Annotated in this window: 6 protein-coding genes; 4 read left to right on the top strand and 2 right to left on the bottom strand. The window is 33.5% G+C overall.

Annotated features, from left to right (window positions below; all coding sequences use genetic code 11):
* The first annotated feature begins 78 nt into the window (after positions 1 to 78).
* From EZS29_RS06915 to EZS29_RS06905, 3 genes are all read left to right on the top strand, one after another.
* Entirely contained in the window at positions 79 to 1,179 is a 1,101-nt protein-coding gene (locus EZS29_RS06915) for an efflux RND transporter periplasmic adaptor subunit (RefSeq protein WP_130607932.1), read from the top strand.
* A 22-nt stretch (positions 1,180 to 1,201) separates the two neighbouring features.
* Positions 1,202 to 4,267 carry an efflux RND transporter permease subunit gene (locus EZS29_RS06910; protein WP_130607928.1) on the top strand — a complete coding sequence of 1,022 codons (3,066 nt, stop codon included), beginning with the start codon at positions 1,202 to 1,204 and terminating at the stop codon, positions 4,265 to 4,267.
* Between the two features lie 126 nt (positions 4,268 to 4,393).
* The gene (locus EZS29_RS06905) at positions 4,394 to 6,568 is read left to right on the top strand and encodes a LysM peptidoglycan-binding domain-containing protein (RefSeq protein WP_130607925.1); all 2,175 of its coding nucleotides are present in this window, start codon (positions 4,394 to 4,396) and stop codon (positions 6,566 to 6,568) included.
* A gap of 8 nt (positions 6,569 to 6,576) precedes the next feature.
* Here EZS29_RS06905 and EZS29_RS06900 read toward each other — a convergent pair whose 3' ends face one another.
* Together EZS29_RS06900 and EZS29_RS06895 are read right to left on the bottom strand one after the other, a co-directional pair.
* The gene (locus EZS29_RS06900) at positions 6,577 to 14,982 is read right to left on the bottom strand and encodes a fibronectin type III domain-containing protein (RefSeq protein ID WP_130607922.1); all 8,406 of its coding nucleotides are present in this window, start codon (positions 14,980 to 14,982) and stop codon (positions 6,577 to 6,579) included.
* Between the two features lie 96 nt (positions 14,983 to 15,078).
* Complete coding sequence (locus tag EZS29_RS06895; RefSeq protein ID WP_130607919.1) at positions 15,079 to 16,167, bottom strand: DsbA family protein; 1,089 nt, start codon at positions 16,165 to 16,167, stop codon at positions 15,079 to 15,081.
* A gap of 198 nt (positions 16,168 to 16,365) precedes the next feature.
* Here EZS29_RS06895 and EZS29_RS06890 point away from each other — a divergent pair, with 198 nt between their 5' ends.
* Complete coding sequence (locus EZS29_RS06890) at positions 16,366 to 19,299, top strand: fibronectin type III domain-containing protein (protein ID WP_130607916.1); 2,934 nt, start codon at positions 16,366 to 16,368, stop codon at positions 19,297 to 19,299.
* The last annotated feature ends 181 nt before the right edge of the window (positions 19,300 to 19,480 follow it).

Raw genomic sequence — 19,480 nt, 5'->3', positions numbered from 1 at the left:
GCGCCATCGTCAGATTGATGAATGGCGATTTTTAGTAAATAATTATAAATATTCAAATAAAATTGAACGAGGAATCCCATGGCAAAAAGAATCACCTTTACGCTGATCGGTCTTCTTATAGTTTTTGGAGGAATATTCGGTTGGTATATTATGCGTCAGTATTTCATGAAAAAGTATTTTGCTTCGTTTGTCCCTCCTCCTCAAGCTGTCTCCGTTGCCATAGCAAAATCGGATACTTGGCAACCTTTCTTATATTCGGTTGGAAATTTAAAAGCTGTTGACGGTGTTGAAATCAGTTCTGAAGTCTCAGGGCAAGTGAAAGCAATTTATTTTAAATCTGGCGAATTTGTAAAAAAAGGACAAGCGCTTGTGCAATTAGATGATGCCAGTGAACAAGCTCAGTTAAGAGATATCAGTGCACAATTGCAATTAGCTAAAGTAACAGATATGCGCACAAAAAAGTTATTCACTCAAGGTGCAACATCGCAAGCATCCGTTGATGACTCATCTTCGAAAACAAAACAATTGAAAGCAAATTTCGAAAATATAAGTTCAGCAATTGCTAAAAAATTAATCCGCGCTCCTTTTAGTGGGAAAATCGGCATAAAACTCATAAACGTTGGGCAATATATTTCCCCAGGTTTATCATGTGCCAGTTTACAATCATCGCATATATTAAATGTTCAATTTACCCTACCGCAACAAGAAGTAAGTAAAATAGCTTTACGCCAGGAAGTTCTCGTTGTCAGTGATGCATATCCTAATTTAAATTTCAAAGGAACAATCACTGCAATTGATTCTAAAATCGATGAATCAACTCGAACAATAGAAGCGCAAGCTACGATTGAAAATATTGATAATAAATTACTTCCAGGCATGTTTGTTAATGCAAAAATATTTCTCCCAGCTATTCCAAATACGATCACACTGCCGCAAACGGCAATAACTTACACCCTTTATGGCGATTCAGCCTTTCTAGTCCGTCTAAATGATAAAAAGTCAGAAACTGGACAAGAATTAGGAACAGTCAGTCGTATCCTTGTAAAAACTGGGGAAAAAAGAGACAACACAGTAGTTATTTTAGAAGGAATTAAAGCAGGAGATATGATTGTAATCAGTGGACAGCTTAAACTTGTTGATGGCACATCCATTGTTATTAATAACTCTGTAAAATTATAAATTTTATGTGCAGAGGAATAAAATGAAATTCACTGATATTTTTATTCAAAGACCTGTTTTAGCAACAGTCGTAAGCCTTCTTATTTTTATCATCGGCTTAAAATCTGTTTTTAATTTGGATGTCAGACAATATCCTAAAGTTGAAAACACGGTGGTAACAGTAACAACAACATATCCTGGCGCCAATGCACAACTTATGCAAGGATTTATAACCCAACCGCTGCAAACATCCATCGCATCCGCTGATGGAATCGATTATATAAATTCTTCGAGCAGTCAAGGTGTGAGTACAATTCAAGCGCATTTAAAATTAAATTTTAATTCCGCAACTGCATTTGCAGATATTTTAGCCAAAGTAAATGCAGTGTCAGGACAATTGCCCCGCGAAGCAAATAGTCCGGTTATTACGAAAACCACAGGAAGTTCAATCGCGTTACTTTATATAAGTTATTCAAGTGACAAAATATCGAGTCAACAAATATACGATGTATTAACACGCATTGTACAGCCCAATATTCAATCGGTTTCAGGAGTGGCCAGTGCAGATATTCTTGGGGGAAATCCATTTGCTATGCGCATTTGGTTACAACCTGACAAAATGGCGGCCTTAAATATAACTGCAGATGATGTGAATAAAGCTCTCACATCGAATAGCTATTTATCAGCCGCTGGCCAACTGAAAGGTCAATACACAATCACAAATATCAAAGCTGAAACAGATTTACACAGCGTAGAAGAGTTTAACAATCTCGTGATTAAAGAAACAAAAGGTAAATTGATTCGCATGCGTAATGTAGCAGAGGTAGAATTGGGTTCTGAAAATTATTCATCCTCTGTTACTTTTAATGGAAAAAAAGGAGTCTTTATTGGGGTCAATTCTGTACCCACTGCAAATCCACTAACAGTTGTGCAAGATGTTAGAAAAGTATTACCTGATATTTTAAAATCACTTCCCCCATCACTCAATCAAGTTGTGGTCTATGACTCAACAGAATTTATTTCTGCTTCAATAAAAGATGTTATCAAAACTTTAGGTGAAGCAACTATTATTGTCATCATTGTTATATTTTTATTCCTAGGCTCCCTTCGCTCAGTCATAATTCCAATCGTAACAATTCCTCTGTCTTTAGTCGGTGTCTGTTCTATAATGTTTTTGCTCGGATACACAATTAACTTACTCACACTTTTATCTATGGTTCTTGCAATTGGACTTGTCGTTGATGATGCTATAGTTGTTCTTGAAAATATCCAACGTCATTTAGAAGAAGGAAAAAGCGCATTCGATTCTGCTTTGCTTGGTGCAAAAGAAATTGCATTGCCAGTAATCACAATGACGATCACACTTAGCGCTGTGTACGCTCCTATTGGACTTATGGGGGGTTTAACGGGAGCGCTTTTTAAAGAATTTGCCTTAACATTAGCTGCTTCTGTCATAGTTTCTGGTGTGATTGCTTTGACTTTATCACCTATGATGTGTTCAAAAATTTTAAAAACAGAAGACACGAGTAAAGGCTTTGCCCATTGGATCGACGTTAAGTTTACAGAACTCCAAAATTTTTATGAAAAGAAATTAAAATCCGTTCTAAATTTTAGACCCGTTGTACTAATATTTGGAGGTGTTGTCCTGGTCAGTGTTTTCTTTCTTTTTATTTTAACTCCCAAACAGCTTGCACCGCAAGAAGATCAAGGATTTTTATTAACGATTGCGACAGCACCTAAATATGCAAATATCCGTTATTTAGAAAAATACACGGAACAAATAAACAATATATTTAGTAAATATCCAGAAAGAGCCGCCCACTTTATCGCAAATGGCAGGGGCAGTGAAACCGATGCATTTTCAGGTTTTGTATTCAAGCCTTGGAGTGACCGAAATAGAAGTGCAACAGAATTGCAAACAATTATCCAAAATGATTTGAATGAAATATCAGGCATAAAAGCATTTATATTTTCTTTACCTGATTTACCCACAGGGAGTTCTGGATTCCCTGTACAGATGGTACTTAAATCAACCGATAACTACACAAATATTTATTTAGTTATGGAAGAATTAAAAGCTCTGGCAAAAAAGAGTGGACTTTTTATAGTAGTTGATAGTGATTTAAGTTTCGAAACGCCACAATTAAATATCGAAATCGACAAATCAAAAGCAGCTGATGTAAATATATCTATGCAACAAATTGGCCAACAATTATCAACATTTTTAGGTGGAAATTATACAAATTTATTCAGCATGGATGGAAGAAGCTATAAAATAATTCCACAATTAGCTGATAATGATCGCTATAATCCCTCCGATCTTAAAAAAACATATATTAAAAGTAACTCTGGATCATTTGTTCCTTTATCAAACTTTATTAATTTTAATATAAGTTCCGAACCCAATTCTTTGAATCAATTTCAGCAGCTCAACTCTGCTACCTTTTCTGCCGTGATGATGCCTGGTCAAACAAGCTCAACGGGTTTAGCTTTTTTAAAAAAAGAAGCAAATAGAATTATGCCCTATGGCATGAGCTACGATTTTTCTGGTGATTCTAGAACTGAACAGCAGGAAGGCAATGCACTGATTCTCACTTTTGGCTTTGCTTTGGTTATTATTTTTCTCGTCTTATCTGCACAATTTGAAAGTTTTCGCGATCCCTTAATTATCATGATCAGTGTTCCTATGGCTATTTGTGGCGCACTCATTCCACTCAATCTAGGCTTTGCTACTATTAATATTTATACAGAAATTGGACTTATAACACTTATTGGTCTTATAACGAAACATGGGATTTTAATGGTTGAATTTGCCAATCAATTGCGCCACGAAAATAATTATGACATACGCAAAGCAATTGAAAAAGCAGCCTCAATTCGCTTACGCCCAATCTTAATGACAACTGCTGCTATGGTTCTCGCTGTAATACCTCTTATTATTGCCTCTGGCGCAGGTGCTGCAAGCCGGCATGATATCGGTATTGTTATAGCTTCTGGACTGACAATTGGAACCTTATTTACACTCTTTGTCGTACCAACTATGTATACTTATTTAGCAAAACCTAATCTGCACTTGAAAAAACATAAAAAAGAAAATGAAGAAGCCTAATTTAACTGTGTAGGAAAAAACTTTCTATTTCTACATTTTTTTGAAAATTAATTTTTAAAATTCAATACTTATAAGTATTCATCCGATTTATAGAGCATTACAGAAATAACTCGGAGAGTAATTTTAGTGCACATTTATTTAAAAATACAAAAATTAACTATTATTATAATTCTATTAATTTATTTTTCTATTAACTTGCAAGTTTATGCAGAAAGCAATTTTGCAGATAACTTTCAGTGCACTCAATATGAAGTAAAGAATAAAGAAACAATAATTCAAATACTCAGAAAAAATTCACTTTTCCCAGTCTTTGGCAGAGAAGGATCATTGCAAAAAACATATGAAATAAATAAATTGGATAAAAAGGAAAGAAAGGAACTTATTCATGCAGGCGATAAATTGTGTCTGCCCATTCGAATTCGATTTCCAGCAAACTATAAAAAAACAATTGTTAATGATACAGAATCAAATAAAAATATCAAAAAAAAAGATGACAATAGCAATAAAGATATTGCAAATATTGAAAAAGAAATGATGAGTTCAACTCAAACATTAGAAATAAAAAATAATATCCCTTTGAATATTAATAAAGAAAAACAAATTAAAAATGAAAGATGTACAACATATATTGTTAAAAATGGAGACACAATAATCCAAATCCTTAAAACTCATAAACTTAGACCTGTCTTCGGAAAGAGCGGAAGTTTACAAAAAACTCTAAAAATAAACAAACGTGAAGGAAAGAAAGGGTATCTGATTCTCCCAGGAAATTCCCTTTGCCTACCAATCAATGATGTAAAATATCATTTAGCTGATCATAAAAATGAAATTCAAGAGAAAAATAATCTGATTGTAAAAGGAATAGATAATAAAACTGAAGAAATATTGCACTTAGACTCATCCTTACCTATTGTTTTGCCCTCAGAGGAAAACACTGGAATCAATGATAAAATAATCACTAAAAATAACGAAGACGTTGAATCTAAAGATAAGATAATTACTAAAAGCAACGAAGGCGTTGAATCCAATGATAAAATAATCACTAAAAATGAAAAAGACGTTGAACCCAATGATAAAGTAATTACTAAAAATGACAAAGACGTTGAACCCAATGATAAGATAATTACTAAAAATGAAAAAGACGTTGAAACCAATGATAAAGTAATTACTAAAAATGACAAAGACGTTGAATCCAATGATAAGATAATTACTAAAAATGAAAAAATTGAAACAGATAAAAACGTTCAAGTATCAGAAAAATCTAGAAAAAAAAATATGTCTTCTACAAAAATTTCTAATGAAAAAAGAGAAAATAAAAAAAAACCTGAGCAAAATAAGACAAAAGATTCTAATGAAAAAATTATTCCTGAAGCACAATCTGAAATTCAACAATGTGATAAATATACTACAGAGAAAGAAGAAAATATCATACATATTCTAAGAAAAAAAAATATCACACCTCTTTATGGCGAAAATGGTTCTTACCAAAAAACAATAGAACTCAATAAAAATCTTACATTTGATAATCCATTTTTAGAAAAAGGCACAGCTATATGTCTGCCAAAAATTTTAACCACTGATAATAATAGCGAAAAAAACCTGCATGCATTCGATAAAAGCATTAAACTTGAAAATAATAAGAATTTTGAAGAAAATCCAAATCTTTTTTATTCAGAATTGGGAGTTAAATATTTACGCCTGATAGGGATAAATACAGATAATAATTTCAGCTCAACTCTTCTTTCTCGCCCAATTGTTTTTACTGAAGCGGGCCTTACTCAAAGGTGGAGTAAACAGTTAGAAACTTATTTTGGGATAAACTTTGCATTTACTGAAATAATGCAATCTGATACAAATGTTGTCATCGGTGATAGTATCCTAAGATTAACAAATATAATTGCAGGAATAAAACATCAATTCTATCCAAGTTTATATGGAAATTTTCAATTCTCTTATGGAGATTATGTAATATTTCGCTCTATAGATGATTCAACAATACAAGTTGAAAAAATGTCCACAGCCCACCTGCTCAGCACATTAGGATATACTTTCCTAAATTATGATAAGCTATCATTTCAATCAGAAATAAGTTATTTACTCAGCACTCCATTTACCAATGAAGTCTATAATTCTTATGTTGGACAAGGTTATGAATTAGGCCTTATTCAATCCTATAACGATAAAGGTTGGGGTTTTAAAACAAAGCTTTTTTACTTAAGAGATTATACTTATGTGCCTCCAGTAAAATTTGATTACACTGAAATAGGTATTCTATTTAAATTTTTTGGTGAGTTACCATGATTAATATATCAATAACTCATGCCGATTGGCCCTGAAAATGCTGCGCCCGATCCAGTGGATGCACATCCACTTAATGATCCATCAGTGATGGAAATTTTACATTTAATGACTGTATTACTCCCCCAATTTGCTATATATAACGTGTCATTTATAATAACAACTCCCTCAGTGCTGCTATATGAACCTGAGGAGGGAGGATTTACAGTCGAACTTGTAGCAATGCCGCAGTTAGATAACGAACCATCGCTCACGTTCACTGTGCATTTTACAACTGTATTTGAACCTGCATTAGCAATATACATATAATTATTAAATACAGCTATCCCTGTAGGCCCCCCCAAACCAATTCCACCAAAAGAAGTACAAGGCGTGATAATATTTCCGGTTGAAGTATTAATTCCACATCTATTAATGGCATTTCCGCTTCTATTTGTAACATAAAGATATGGGGTATTTAAATAAACATAAGACAAACCTTGCACCTGTGTGCCAGTTAACGTAGTTGCGGAGCAACTAGTCAATGCCCCAGTGCTTGTATTAATCGTACATTTAGTGACTGTCGTCACACCTCCAACATATAAGTAAACAGAATTTAATCCTTTACTTATCGAAACACCATAAGATGATGTTGGCATCGCTGTTGTTACTGAAGTACACGGTGATGTCATTGCGCCTGTGACTTGATTGATTACACAGACAGAAATTCCAGAGCTTGAATTATTTGTAACATATAAAAAATTATTATAGCGCGCAGTACCAACCGGAGTCACAAATGTTGGAGTTCCAGCTACACAGCCAGACAATGAGCCATCACTCTGGATATTGCAAATATTTGCTTTAGTTGTTTGGCTATTTCCTATGTACATAAATTTTGGATAATTTTGCAAGGTCGAACCTAAGGTGGTTTGAAATGCTCTTCTTACAGTTTCCATGTTTAATAAGCTAAAAGCATTGGAAGTCCAAGCTGCTGCCATAGCCATATAATCTTGTAAACCCGTTCCAGCTGTATTGTTAAATGATCCTAAGATTAATCCTCCATTTTTTGAAGATGATGAAGTATCTGTATGTTGTAATTCATTCACTTGCATATTTAAGGATGTGCCGTTTAAAGAAACAGCCCAATAATCAAAACGAGAAGGAGCTAAAGGATAACTTATCACTGAAGGATTTGAGGATAAATTTTCAAATTTAATTGAAGAAAAGTTTCCACCATAGCCAAAACTATTATTCGCAGCTGATCCCGTATACCCAATAATTCCTCTATCATTTGCAGTTGTTGTGGGACTACGTGCAACAGCTATTAAAGTAGATGCGCTGCTATTAAAAATATTTGCAATTGTTGTTAATCCTGCAGAATTTGGAATTATGCCACCTGTTGTGTCCCAAGGTAACCCAGATGCTATAGTCCCATTATGCAAATCACAATAAAAATCAAAAATTTTTGTCCCGGTTCCTGCATTTTGATTTGCAAGCAAAGGATAAAAAACATCGGGAATAGGTATTTTATTTGTTATAATTTGATTTATGAAGCTCTTTATTTGATTTTTTCCGGCTGCATTTAAAGCATTGCCACCAATCAAACCGACTCGATTCGAATAATCAGTAAGAATAGCTGTTGTGTTTATTCCAACACTGTTATCAGGTGAAGAATTATAAGCAATATTTGATGATATAGGATTTGAACACGTTACACTAAATGAGATAATTTTACAAATATCAGAACTCGTTGTCACATATGTTACGTTAGGATTTGTAGCACTAATTGAGCCTGTCGCACCAGATATTGCATTCATATTTGCATAAAATTGATATGTACAGTTGCTTGCGTCGGTCCATGTTCCAATATTACCAACTAAAGAAACACCCGAGCCAGAAACTATTCCAGATCCGGAAGCAGGTCCATTTGTTATTGTTGGCGTAGCAGAATTTTGCGGAGAATCATACTTAAAACTTGTCGATGGGCTCGAAGGTGATGAGTTACCAGAAATATTACTTGCAACAATGACATAATAATACACAGTTCCGACAACTAAACTTTGACTTTGCACTTGATTATTCGTACATGCTGTTCTTACAGCGTTATTAGGTAATACTGTGCAAAATAAATTAGATGATGTTATTGCAACAGAAGAACTTGTTGATGCATATATCAAATATGTCACACTTACATTTCCAGCAGAATATGCATTCCATTGAGCCTGTATATTTCCTACACTAGGAATAGATAAACTCAATCCAGACGGAATTGTTACTGGCACTGTTGGTAAAGAAAGAGTATTCGAAGTAATTGTAGAATTTCCCCCTGTAGCACTATTAGTCGCCTGCACAATAAATGAATAATTTGTATTTTCCGTTAATGCAGATATGACACAAGAGATTTGTGAATTTGATGCAGTTACGTTACTTAGAGAACAACCCGAAATATTCGCAGCATTCACTGTGCTTCCATTTTGTTTAATTGTAAAATTGACAGAACTATTTCCTACATTAAATAACCAATTGAGTGTTATACTCGTCCCCGTATTATTTGAAGAGGTAATTGCGAGATTTGTAGTTGTGGAAAAAGAAGTTGTGGCAGTCGCATCAGGTGTTAATAAAATACTTGCTGGATTAGGTGCATTATTTGATGCAACAATTGCAAAATAGTAATTTTTATTTTCTGACAACCCTGTTACGTTACAGGTATTTAATGCCCCAGGTGCTGTAGGATTGATTGCGGGTGAACACACTATTGAAGCACCATTAACACTTGCATTTGCACTTTCCGATTGAAAAACTTTATACGTAATGTTTTCGCTGCCTACACTGAGTGTCCAACTTAGAGTTAAAGTTTTGTCTGTTACGTTTGAAACAGAAACAACAAAAGAACTTGTTTGATCGAATTGGGTTGTATCGCTCACCGCACTTGAATCAGCAGAAGTTTGACTTAAATTTCCCCCTACTGCATCTGTAATTGCAATTGCTTTAAAATAATATTTTGTATTTTGCACAATCCCTGTATTATCCACACACGATAATGTTGTAGGATTTGCAGAATTCGCATAAACAAAGCAGCCAAAAACGGCAGTGTTATCGGAAGTATTGAAACCACTTTGGGTTGAGTGATATATTTTATAGGTCGTCCCAACATTCGTAAAACTGTTATTTACTTGTATCGTTGCACTGTTATAGCTTAAACTAATAACCTGAATATTTGAAGGAGCACTTGGTTTTGTCACTATTGACATTTCAGCATTAGCCAATACAGAACCATTTGCATTTTTAGCATTTACAATAAAGAAATACTGCGTTCCGGGATTTAATGAAGAAATTATAGTTGATTGAGTTGAACCTGCTCCAGGAGTCACGGTAACAGTTGTGGTATATAACATTGAACTTGTTCCGTAACTCACGTCATAAGAATTTGCACCTGCAGCACTTCCCCAACTAACAGTGGCAGTGCTATCTGTCGGTGTAATTGAAATAATTGAAAATGAAGAGATTGGTGTGCCTGTAACTTCAGAGCTTTGAAAATTCCCACCGACAGATCGAGTCACTAATAGGGCAAAATAATACACTTGCCCATTTGTAAGCCCACTGATCACACATGAATTTCCTAAGAGAGCATCGCAACCTAAAGTGCCAGAAGATAAGGCTTGCCCAGATGATGTTGAATAATAAATTTTATAATTTGTTGCATTTGCAATTGTATTGTCCCACGAAACAGTCATTTGTGAAGAACCTGCAGCAACCATTAAATTAGCTGAACTCAAGGGAGTACCACTGACCTCAGATGATAATGTTTGAGCAGTGGAGTTCACACCTGTGTTATTCCCGACAATCGTATAATAAACAGTTTGATTTGCTGTCCCTGGAAAAGTACAAGGTGATGCTATACAAGCTGTGACTGTTCCAGAATTATTTGGAGAAGATTGATTGGCTACCAAGGACTGATAAACCTTAAAGCTTGTCGCTCCGGTTCCACCTGACCAGGCAAGACTAATCTGGGTCGTTGTCGTTGATATGCTTATTAAACTGATTGCAGTTATTGGAATAACAGAAGTCGGTGAACTTGCAGAAAGAGAACTGCCATTTGAATTTGTTGCCGTAATTGTATAATAAAAATCTGCGCCATCTGCACTTACAGTATCATTACAGGTTAAGGGATTTGATATATTTGTACATCCACTGACGGGTACATATCCACTCCCTGCTGAACGAGATCGACTCACACTATATGAAATTGAAGCATTCCCTGTAGAATTAGATACCCAATTTAAAGTAATAGCATTTCCTTTTGCAGAAATTGTAGGTGAATTTGGGGTCTTTGGTAAAGTAACAATCTGTGTCTCAGGAGTTGATGTAACAGTATTCTGTGTATTTGTTGCAGTCACTACATAATAATATATTTTACTATCTGTTACTGTAGTATCCGTATATACATTATTTGTTGGATTTGTTGCTACTAAAATCCCATTCGTAACAACACCAGGTATGCTTGAACGATAAAGTTTATATGTAACTGAATTACTACCAAGCACACTTGACCATTTCAATGAAACAGTAGAGTCAGTCACATTAATAACAGAAATTACGGGAGGATTTTGTATCTTTGTGCTCATCTGATATTCATTGGAATTTATTCCCATAGCACCCTGAGCATTATTTATTGCAGAAACCATGTAATAATAATTTGTATTTTCCGAAAGGCCGCTATCGGAATAACTCGAGCTTGTTCCAGTATAAATCGGATTGCCCCAATTGCTTGGGTTGCTTGTTAAAGATCGGTATAAATTATAAGTCACTGACGCTGTTCCTGCACTCAAAGACCAATTTATTGTTGCGGAATTATGAGTTATATTCGTTACTGAATTTATAACAGGCGCTGTCTGTAATGCTGTTGTAAAATTTATAACAGGAGAAAATTGCTCAGTCGCATTTAATGCACTATTCTTTGCTGAAACTTTATAAAAATAAGCTGTATTTTCAGTCAAACCTGTGCTCGAAGCTAACAGATTATTTCCTGTATAAATTGCAGTGCCCCACGTACCATTCGCACCGGTTGCTGATTTATAAAGATTATATGTTACTGGCCCATTTCCCTGATTAAAATTCCAATTCAACGTAGCAGAATTTGTATTTACATTCGATGCAAATAAGTTCGAAGGAGCCGTATTGAGTGACGTGATACCTTGAATTGCGGGAGCAGAGACTGCCGATTCTCCCGCAGAATTCAATGCAGAAATGACATAATAATAAATCGTATTTTCATCTAAATTACTATCTGTACATGTGTTCGTATTTGTCAAAGATGAAACCACACAAACAGCTGTAGATGGGTTTGCCACAAATGGAGTTAGATTAATATCTGAGCGGTATATTTTATATGACGTTAATGGATTTCCTGACAATATATTCCACTTTAAACTTGAAGTGTTTTTTGTGACTGAAGTTATACTTAAACCAGTAGGAGTACCCACTTGCTGAACCAGTTGAACTTCGCTTATAGCATCGACAGCACCAGAATTATTTTTTGCCGTTACCATAAAATAATAAGTAGATCCTGCACTCAAACCTGAAATTAAATAGGGCTGTGACACACTTGCTGCAACGGAGACTGTTCCTTCAGAATAATTGCCAGAACTTGTTCCGTATTTAATATCATAACTTGTAGCTCCCAAAGCTAAATCCCATGTAATATTTGCTGAAGTAGCGCTGGCAGACACGAGTGATGTTATACTAAATGAGCTGATTGGGGTTGCTAAAAATTCAGAGCCAATAAAGGTACCTCCAACAGATCTTGTTACGACAATGACAAAATAGTATTGTGTGCCATCGGTTAATCCTGGCACAGTACAGGTAAGCGATAGACCAGCATCGCAACCTAAAGTTTTACCAGTTATCCCCGCAGTAGAAGAAGTTGAATAATAAATTTTATAATTTGTTGCGTTTAAAACACTGCTCCAGCCAATAGTCACTTGCGATGTTTGCGCTACGACTGATGTTATGGGCGTATCATTCACTGTTACAGATATTTCATTAGATGTTCTTGTGGCTGTTGAATTAATTCCTGTATTACTACCAACTAACGAGTAATAAAAAATATTTCCCACACTGGCTGAAAGTACGCATGGGGAACTTGTACAGGCCGTGGCTGTGCCAGCGGGCGGAGCAGATCCCCCCGCAGTAGTCGAGCTATAAACTAAGTAATTTGTTGCACCACTGCCACCACTCCAGGTCAAAGTGATCTGCGCAGAAGGAGATACTGTAATAAATGTTGTCGGAGTAAAAGAAGAAAACTGTGCTATAGGAGTGACTACACTTGCTGCACTGTAAGACGGAGAACTTCCTCCTGAAGTAACAGCATTCACAATATAATAATAGGGAAGTCCATCTGCAACAGGCACAATGTCCGTACAGGTTCGACTTGCATCGGCTATATTTAGACAACCACCAACATCGATAGGTGTATCACCTACGAAACGATATCTTTGCACATTATAAGTAATGGCGGCATTGCCTGCTGAAGGGCTTTGAGGCCAAGTTAATGTAATAACGCGATTGCTTGCCGAAGCTGTGGGCGCTAAAGGTGTATTCGCTAAGGTAACAACTTGCAAAACAGGCGCTGAAATTATCGCATTTTGTCCATTTGTAACTGTGACAGCATAATAATAATTCGTACTTGCAGATACAGAATTATCTGTATAACTTGTAGCTGAACTTGAAGAATATATTTCATTCCCAATTGTTGTATTGACTGTACTCGTTGTAGAACGAAAAAGTCTATATGTTACATTAGAGTTTCCATTTGCCATGGACCAGTTTAAACTCGCCGACGATGTCGATACAGATTGTAAACTTAAAGATATTGCACTCCCTAAACTTGTAATAATTGCTGTTTTTGCGGACTGAATTCCTATGGAATTGGGTCTATTGTTATTTGCTATAATTGTATAATAATAATTTGTATTTTCGGAAAGAGATGTATCTATAAATGCTTTAGTCGCTCCCACGCTCAAGGAATTAGAATAAATATTACTGCCTAAATTTACTGCAGAGCTACTCAGTGAACGATAAATTATATAGTTCACATTTGCATTTCCTGCTGCGCTCGTCCAATTTAAATTAATACTACTACTTGTTACTGTCGGAGCAGACAAAGTCGCTGCTGTTAGCAATGCAGAAGTTATACTTTGTTGCTGTGAAGCACTTGAAGTTCCACTGCTATTCGAAGCGGTTAAAGCATAATAATAAACCGTATTTTCGATAAAAGGGCCACTGTCAGTATAAGTCGTAATTTGAGTGATTGGAGTGGAATTTAAACTCGTTATTTTATTTGCTACATTGGTCGTATCAACAGGATTTACTGTCGAACGATAAATATTATATGTCACATTCGCATTGCCACTTGCTCCCGACCAACTTAATAAATTACTTGAACTATTTGGTGCTAAAAGACTCAGACCTGTCGGCATAGCAGGAATTGTCAAAGCGGTTGCTTCGCTTGAAAAAGGCGAGTCTCCTCCTTCATTCGTTGCATAAACAATATAATAATAAATGTTTCCTGCAAGCAAAGAACTTGCATTTTCTGAACAAGTTAATGCGTTCACATTAGTACAAGTTGGAACTGCATTATATGGTCCACCTGACTTAGAACTTTTTGCTAAGGTATACCGTATCGTTCCAGCACCCACTGCTGCATTCCAATTTAAAGTCACTTGGCTCGAAGACACCGATGGTGCGCCTGCAAAAGTAGGGGCTGCAGGTGGATTGATTATAAGAGACGAACTCATCAGACTCGTTATTGTGCCTGCAGGATTTGTTGCAGTTACAGTATAATAATATGTATTCCCATCGAGCAGCCCTGTTAATAAATATGTATTTGTGATTGAAGCAACGCTCTGATTGAGTGAAGCAGAATTTATTCCGTATTGAAGAGAATATGTTGTATTGCCAAGGCCACCAGTAATGTCTGTCCATTTGATAATCGATGCATTCGAGGTGCTCAAAATATTTAACGCGAAGGGCTGAGGAGTTGCTACAGCCTCACTTTTTGAAGATGTTTTGCCATAACGATTGCGAGCAAAAACTTTAATGTATAAAATTTGCCCATTCGTTAAATTTGCAATTGTGCATACTGTTAGCTTTATAGCTGAGCAGTTACTCGCATTGACGGCGTAATTTCCAGATGATGTCCCGTAAGAAACGGTATAATCGTCTACTTTATTCGATGCACTCCAAGCCAATTGAATTTTATTATTTGAAACAAGTACTCCTGTAATATCAAATGAAGTAGGCGTATTTAAAAAGTAATTATCGCCATTTTGAATATCAGAATGCGAACCCCCTAAAGGATTATAGTTACAACTCAAAACAAAAAGATAAGTAAACGTATAAAAGAAAAGTATTTTTATGGAATTAATAAAAGAACGCATGAAAATCAAACCTTCTCGAGTTCATTTTCTTAAAAATAAATAAAATCGTGAAAGTCTGCATAGAAATTTTTGCATAAAGACATTGGAATGACAAAATCAATATAACTTCTTTTTTAAAGTATATTCGAGCTCTTTGAGGTTTGTATGTAATAATTTCCTATTTAAATAAAATGATTCCTGCAAATTCAAAAAATTATTCCGCATTGCATGGATGTATTCTTTAGTCTTATTTTCTTTTAAACAATTTATAAAAATTGGTTTTAATAAATGTATGGATTGCACAACTTTAACAAGCTCCGCTTCAGAATTTGCCTGCAAGACTTCAACTGGAATTTCCATTATTCGGTTATGGTATGCAAAATAGGCATTGTTATCTAACTTCTGTATGCAATAGGCCCCCTTAGCAAAAGTAGATCCCATGCCGTTGAGAGATTTTGTTATAGGAACATAAACAAACTTAATTCTATCTGAAAATCTTTTAACGAATTCATTCATACGTTTATTCATCTCGAAACTTTTTGGATTTTCATAATCAAAAATATAGGCAAGTGTTATGCTCGAATTTAAATTACCCCGAGAGGGATATTGAGAGAGATCCTGATCGATCACGCCTTGCTTTGAGTTGTCGATAAAAATTTCGATTCGTTCTTTAGCAATAAATTCTTTTAACTTTTCTTTTAACTTTTCTGATGTTTTTTTTGCATTTAGTTGCTGAATTAATTGGTTTTTAATAACTGAAAAAGTTTGCCCAGAAAAAACTGCAGAGCCATATTTTTGGACGCTTTCATCAAAATAATTTTTTGCCTCAACCTCATCGACTTGGGAAATTATTAATAAATCGGAGAAATTTTTGATACTATCATAGTCATTTTGTTTCCCATTCTCATTTGCTAACGCAATAAGCAAGGCTGTCTTTTCATAAAATTCTTTTCTTGCGTTATAAATATTACTTTCTAAATTTTCAAACTCAATAAGGGAATTTAAAGGCAAAGATGTCGTCGACCAAATTTTCCCATCAACTTTAAAAACTTTTTTCCCAAAATAAGTATCCTCAATATAAGCGCTTCTAACGTTCATTCTAGTTTTATAAGAATCATAAATATTTTGCGCAAATAAGCCTATAATGATACCAAAAATTAAAAATAAATGTTGAATTCGTAAAAAATATTTTTTAAAAAAAGCCATAATATCTCCATATATTTGTTTCTTTATATTATTAATTATATCAATATAAATTTGAGCAAATATAACAAATTTTTGACACTTTTTTAAGCAAAAAATTCCTAGTCAGAACCCATCTTCTTTAGCATAAATTGCCTAACAATTGCGCATAAAAAATTCCGAAATATATCAATAAATTTAGTCTTTTGGAGGTAAATCAATTTGATCAACGCAAAGCAAAATACTTTGCGAATTAAATATTTATTTAATTTAATTTTAATATTATTATTATCAATAATATCTTATACAAGTTTGTCTCAAGAAAAAAATAATCAGACTTACCAAATAAAAGATGGAGATAATGTTTTATCTATTTTAAAAAAGCACAAACTCACTCCTATTTATGGAAAAAATGGCTATTTATCAGAAATAATAAGACTAAATCCTGAAACGATTCATGATGAAGGAAACCTAATTTTTCCTAAAAATGAAATTATATTGCCAATTAAAAGCCTTGAATTAACAATTCCTGATAGTGTAAATTATGCTGAATATACTAAATCAATAGAAAATTTTAAAACAAAATTTCGTAATTTTAAAGACAATGATAATTATGTATATATGTTCTATACGGTTAAAAATGGCGATATGATAAGTATGCTATTGCAAAATTTAGAAGCGACTCCAATTTATGGCACCTATGGATCGCTAAATTTCACGATAGAACTCAATCCTAAAAAAAGAATGACAAAAGGTGATCTTATCATTCCTCGAGAAAAAATACTTCTCTTTATTCCTATGAAAATTGCTCTTAAACTAATGCAAAAAGATGAAAAGTCTGTATTAATCCTTAAAGAAAAACCGAAAGAGTTGAATAAAAAAACATACCGAGACTCGAATAATTTTTATACTTTCAGTGAACTAGAAAAACTATACAAAAGCAAAGAAAATGAAAAGTTCAATCTTAAGATAAAGAACGAAAACCAAATGGAATTTATCAACAATTCGAATTCATTAGATAATAAAAAAGATGAAGCAAGTACATTGGATAATAAAAAAGACAATTCGAATTCATTAGATAATAAAAATAAAGAACCTACAAATATAATTTATGAAGACAATCCTTATAACAATATAAATGTTCCTAATATAGATATTAAACCGATTCAACTTACAGGAAAAATAGAAAATGGTATTATAAAACTCACGTGGGATACAAATAATAAAGAATATTCAAATATGTATGAAATAAAGAGATCAATTAAAAGTAAAAACTCATATTATACAATAAAAAAACTAACTACTAAAAACAACTATGAAGACAATAAATTGCAGCCAGGTACAGAGTATTTTTATACCATAGTCTTGCATTATGGAAAAGAGAAAAAAATAAAATCCAATGAAATCTCTTTAGTTGTTGAACCTAAACAACCAAAACTAACAGCAAATTTAAAAAATGGCAAAGTTCAGCTCAATTGGCTTACAAATAATTTATTTAAAGGATTTAAATATGAAATACTTCGCTCAGAAAATAATCTAGAAAATTTTAAAAGCATAATGAATAATTATTCAAATAGTATTTACTTAGATAAAAATATATCACTTGGAAGCAAATACTATTACAAAGTAAAAATATTTTACGAGAAGGATATCAATATTTTTTCAAATATAGTAGAAATTTCTTCAAAAAACTTCAAACCTAAACTTTCTGGTATAATAGAAAGTAACAAAGTCAAACTAATGTGGACCAAAAATAATGGAAATAAAATTTTAAGTTATAGAGTTAAAAGGTCTCAAAAAAATAATAGGGATTTTGTTACAATTGCTAATAATATTATAGAAAATAATTACACAGATGAATCCGCTTTAAATGGAAGTACGTATTACTATTATGTTGAAATAATGGATGACGAAAAAAATCCAACTGTCACAAACAAAATAAAAATCATTACCACCCCTCCTATTCCTTATAATTTTAGGGCTCGGCTCGACAAGAATAATAATATTCATCTTTCGTGGGACATAGACAAAGGAAATAATTCTATAAAATATCATTTGAGTCGAAGTTTATCCAGTATGCAAAATTACGAAATTATACAAGATAATTTAACTGAAAAATCAGTAACGGATTTTAGCGCAAAAAAAGGACTAAGATATTATTATATTGTAACAGCGGTAGACGAGAGTCATATTTCTCAAGATTCATTTGAGATCACAATTGTAAGCCCCCCAGAGAAAGTATCGAATTTTCATGGGGAACTGATCGGTCATACTATTTTTTTACAATGGGACTTTGTTAAAACAAATATTGATACGCACTTTATTCTAAAAAGAAAATCAGAAAATGATGAAGATTTTATCCCGTTATCTGAAGAAATCACTGCTAATAATTATACTGATTTAGAAATTCTTCCGCAAGAAAACTATTCCTATATATTGCTGGCAGTAAATGAAGGAGGTATATCGCTAGAATCGAATATCATAAAAATAAAATCCTTCTTTGGCAAACACACTGCAAATTCTTTGGGAATAACTAATGGAATTTCCTTTTACACACTAAAAGAGACGAATCAAAATATCGGTAGCAATGATACATTTTATACATCTGCAAGCCCGTATGCACAAATAGAACATACACAAAATTGGTCAGATCACATGCGCTCACATTTTGCTTTGGGAGTAACATATTTTGACATATCAAAATCACCAATATATGCTTTCCCTCAAAGACAATTTTATTTATTTAATGCAAATGTTGGCATACAGTTTGATTTAAATAATGATTGGAAAATAATGTATGAATATTCATTAAATGAAAAAGTTTTGCTACAAACAGACGGATATGATCAGGTAAATACACTTATAAGAAATTTCCAAAGTTTGAAAGTATTAGCCAATTATACCTTTTATAAGTACGGCTTCCTTTTCGTACAGGTTGAAGCAGGACCGTTGATAACAGTACCTGTTCAGTTTTCACCTGCAAATCTTCAATTCGGTTATGAGAGCGCATTGAAATTAACACAGCAGAATAATAAATTTGCTTTAGAAGCTAGGTTATTTTACAAAGTAAACCCATTAAAATCAGAAAATATTTTATCTAAAGAAAGTGAAATAGGTTTAAGTGGTAAGATTATTTTTGATTTAGGATTCCAATAAATTAATAATATATGAATTAATCAAATTAATGTCTTTATTATAATTAACTTAACAATTAATTATATAAACTTATTTTACAAAATTAAGTTTTATGTTAATAAATAAATTACCGTAACAGATATACGGTGTTATTTTTGCGCTAAATATTTAGAATAATTAATTATTATTTTAATAATTTCTA

The organism is Fluviispira sanaruensis, assembly GCF_004295685.1.
In the GTDB taxonomy this organism is placed as follows: domain Bacteria; phylum Bdellovibrionota_B; class Oligoflexia; order Silvanigrellales; family Silvanigrellaceae; genus Silvanigrella; species Silvanigrella sanaruensis.
Note: the sequence above shows the minus strand (reverse complement) of the source record. Positions and strands in the feature narration are given on the sequence as shown.

Excerpts from the sequence above, each read along its gene's own strand:
- EZS29_RS06895 (WP_130607919.1), bottom strand. The coding sequence starts at position 16,167 with ATGGCTTTTTTTAAAAAATATTTTTTACGAATTCAACATTTATTTTTA.
- EZS29_RS06910 (WP_130607928.1), top strand. The coding sequence starts at position 1,202 with ATGAAATTCACTGATATTTTTATTCAAAGACCTGTTTTAGCAACAGTC.
- EZS29_RS06915 (WP_130607932.1), top strand. The coding sequence starts at position 79 with ATGGCAAAAAGAATCACCTTTACGCTGATCGGTCTTCTTATAGTTTTT.
- EZS29_RS06900 (WP_130607922.1), bottom strand. The coding sequence starts at position 14,982 with ATGCGTTCTTTTATTAATTCCATAAAAATACTTTTCTTTTATACGTTT.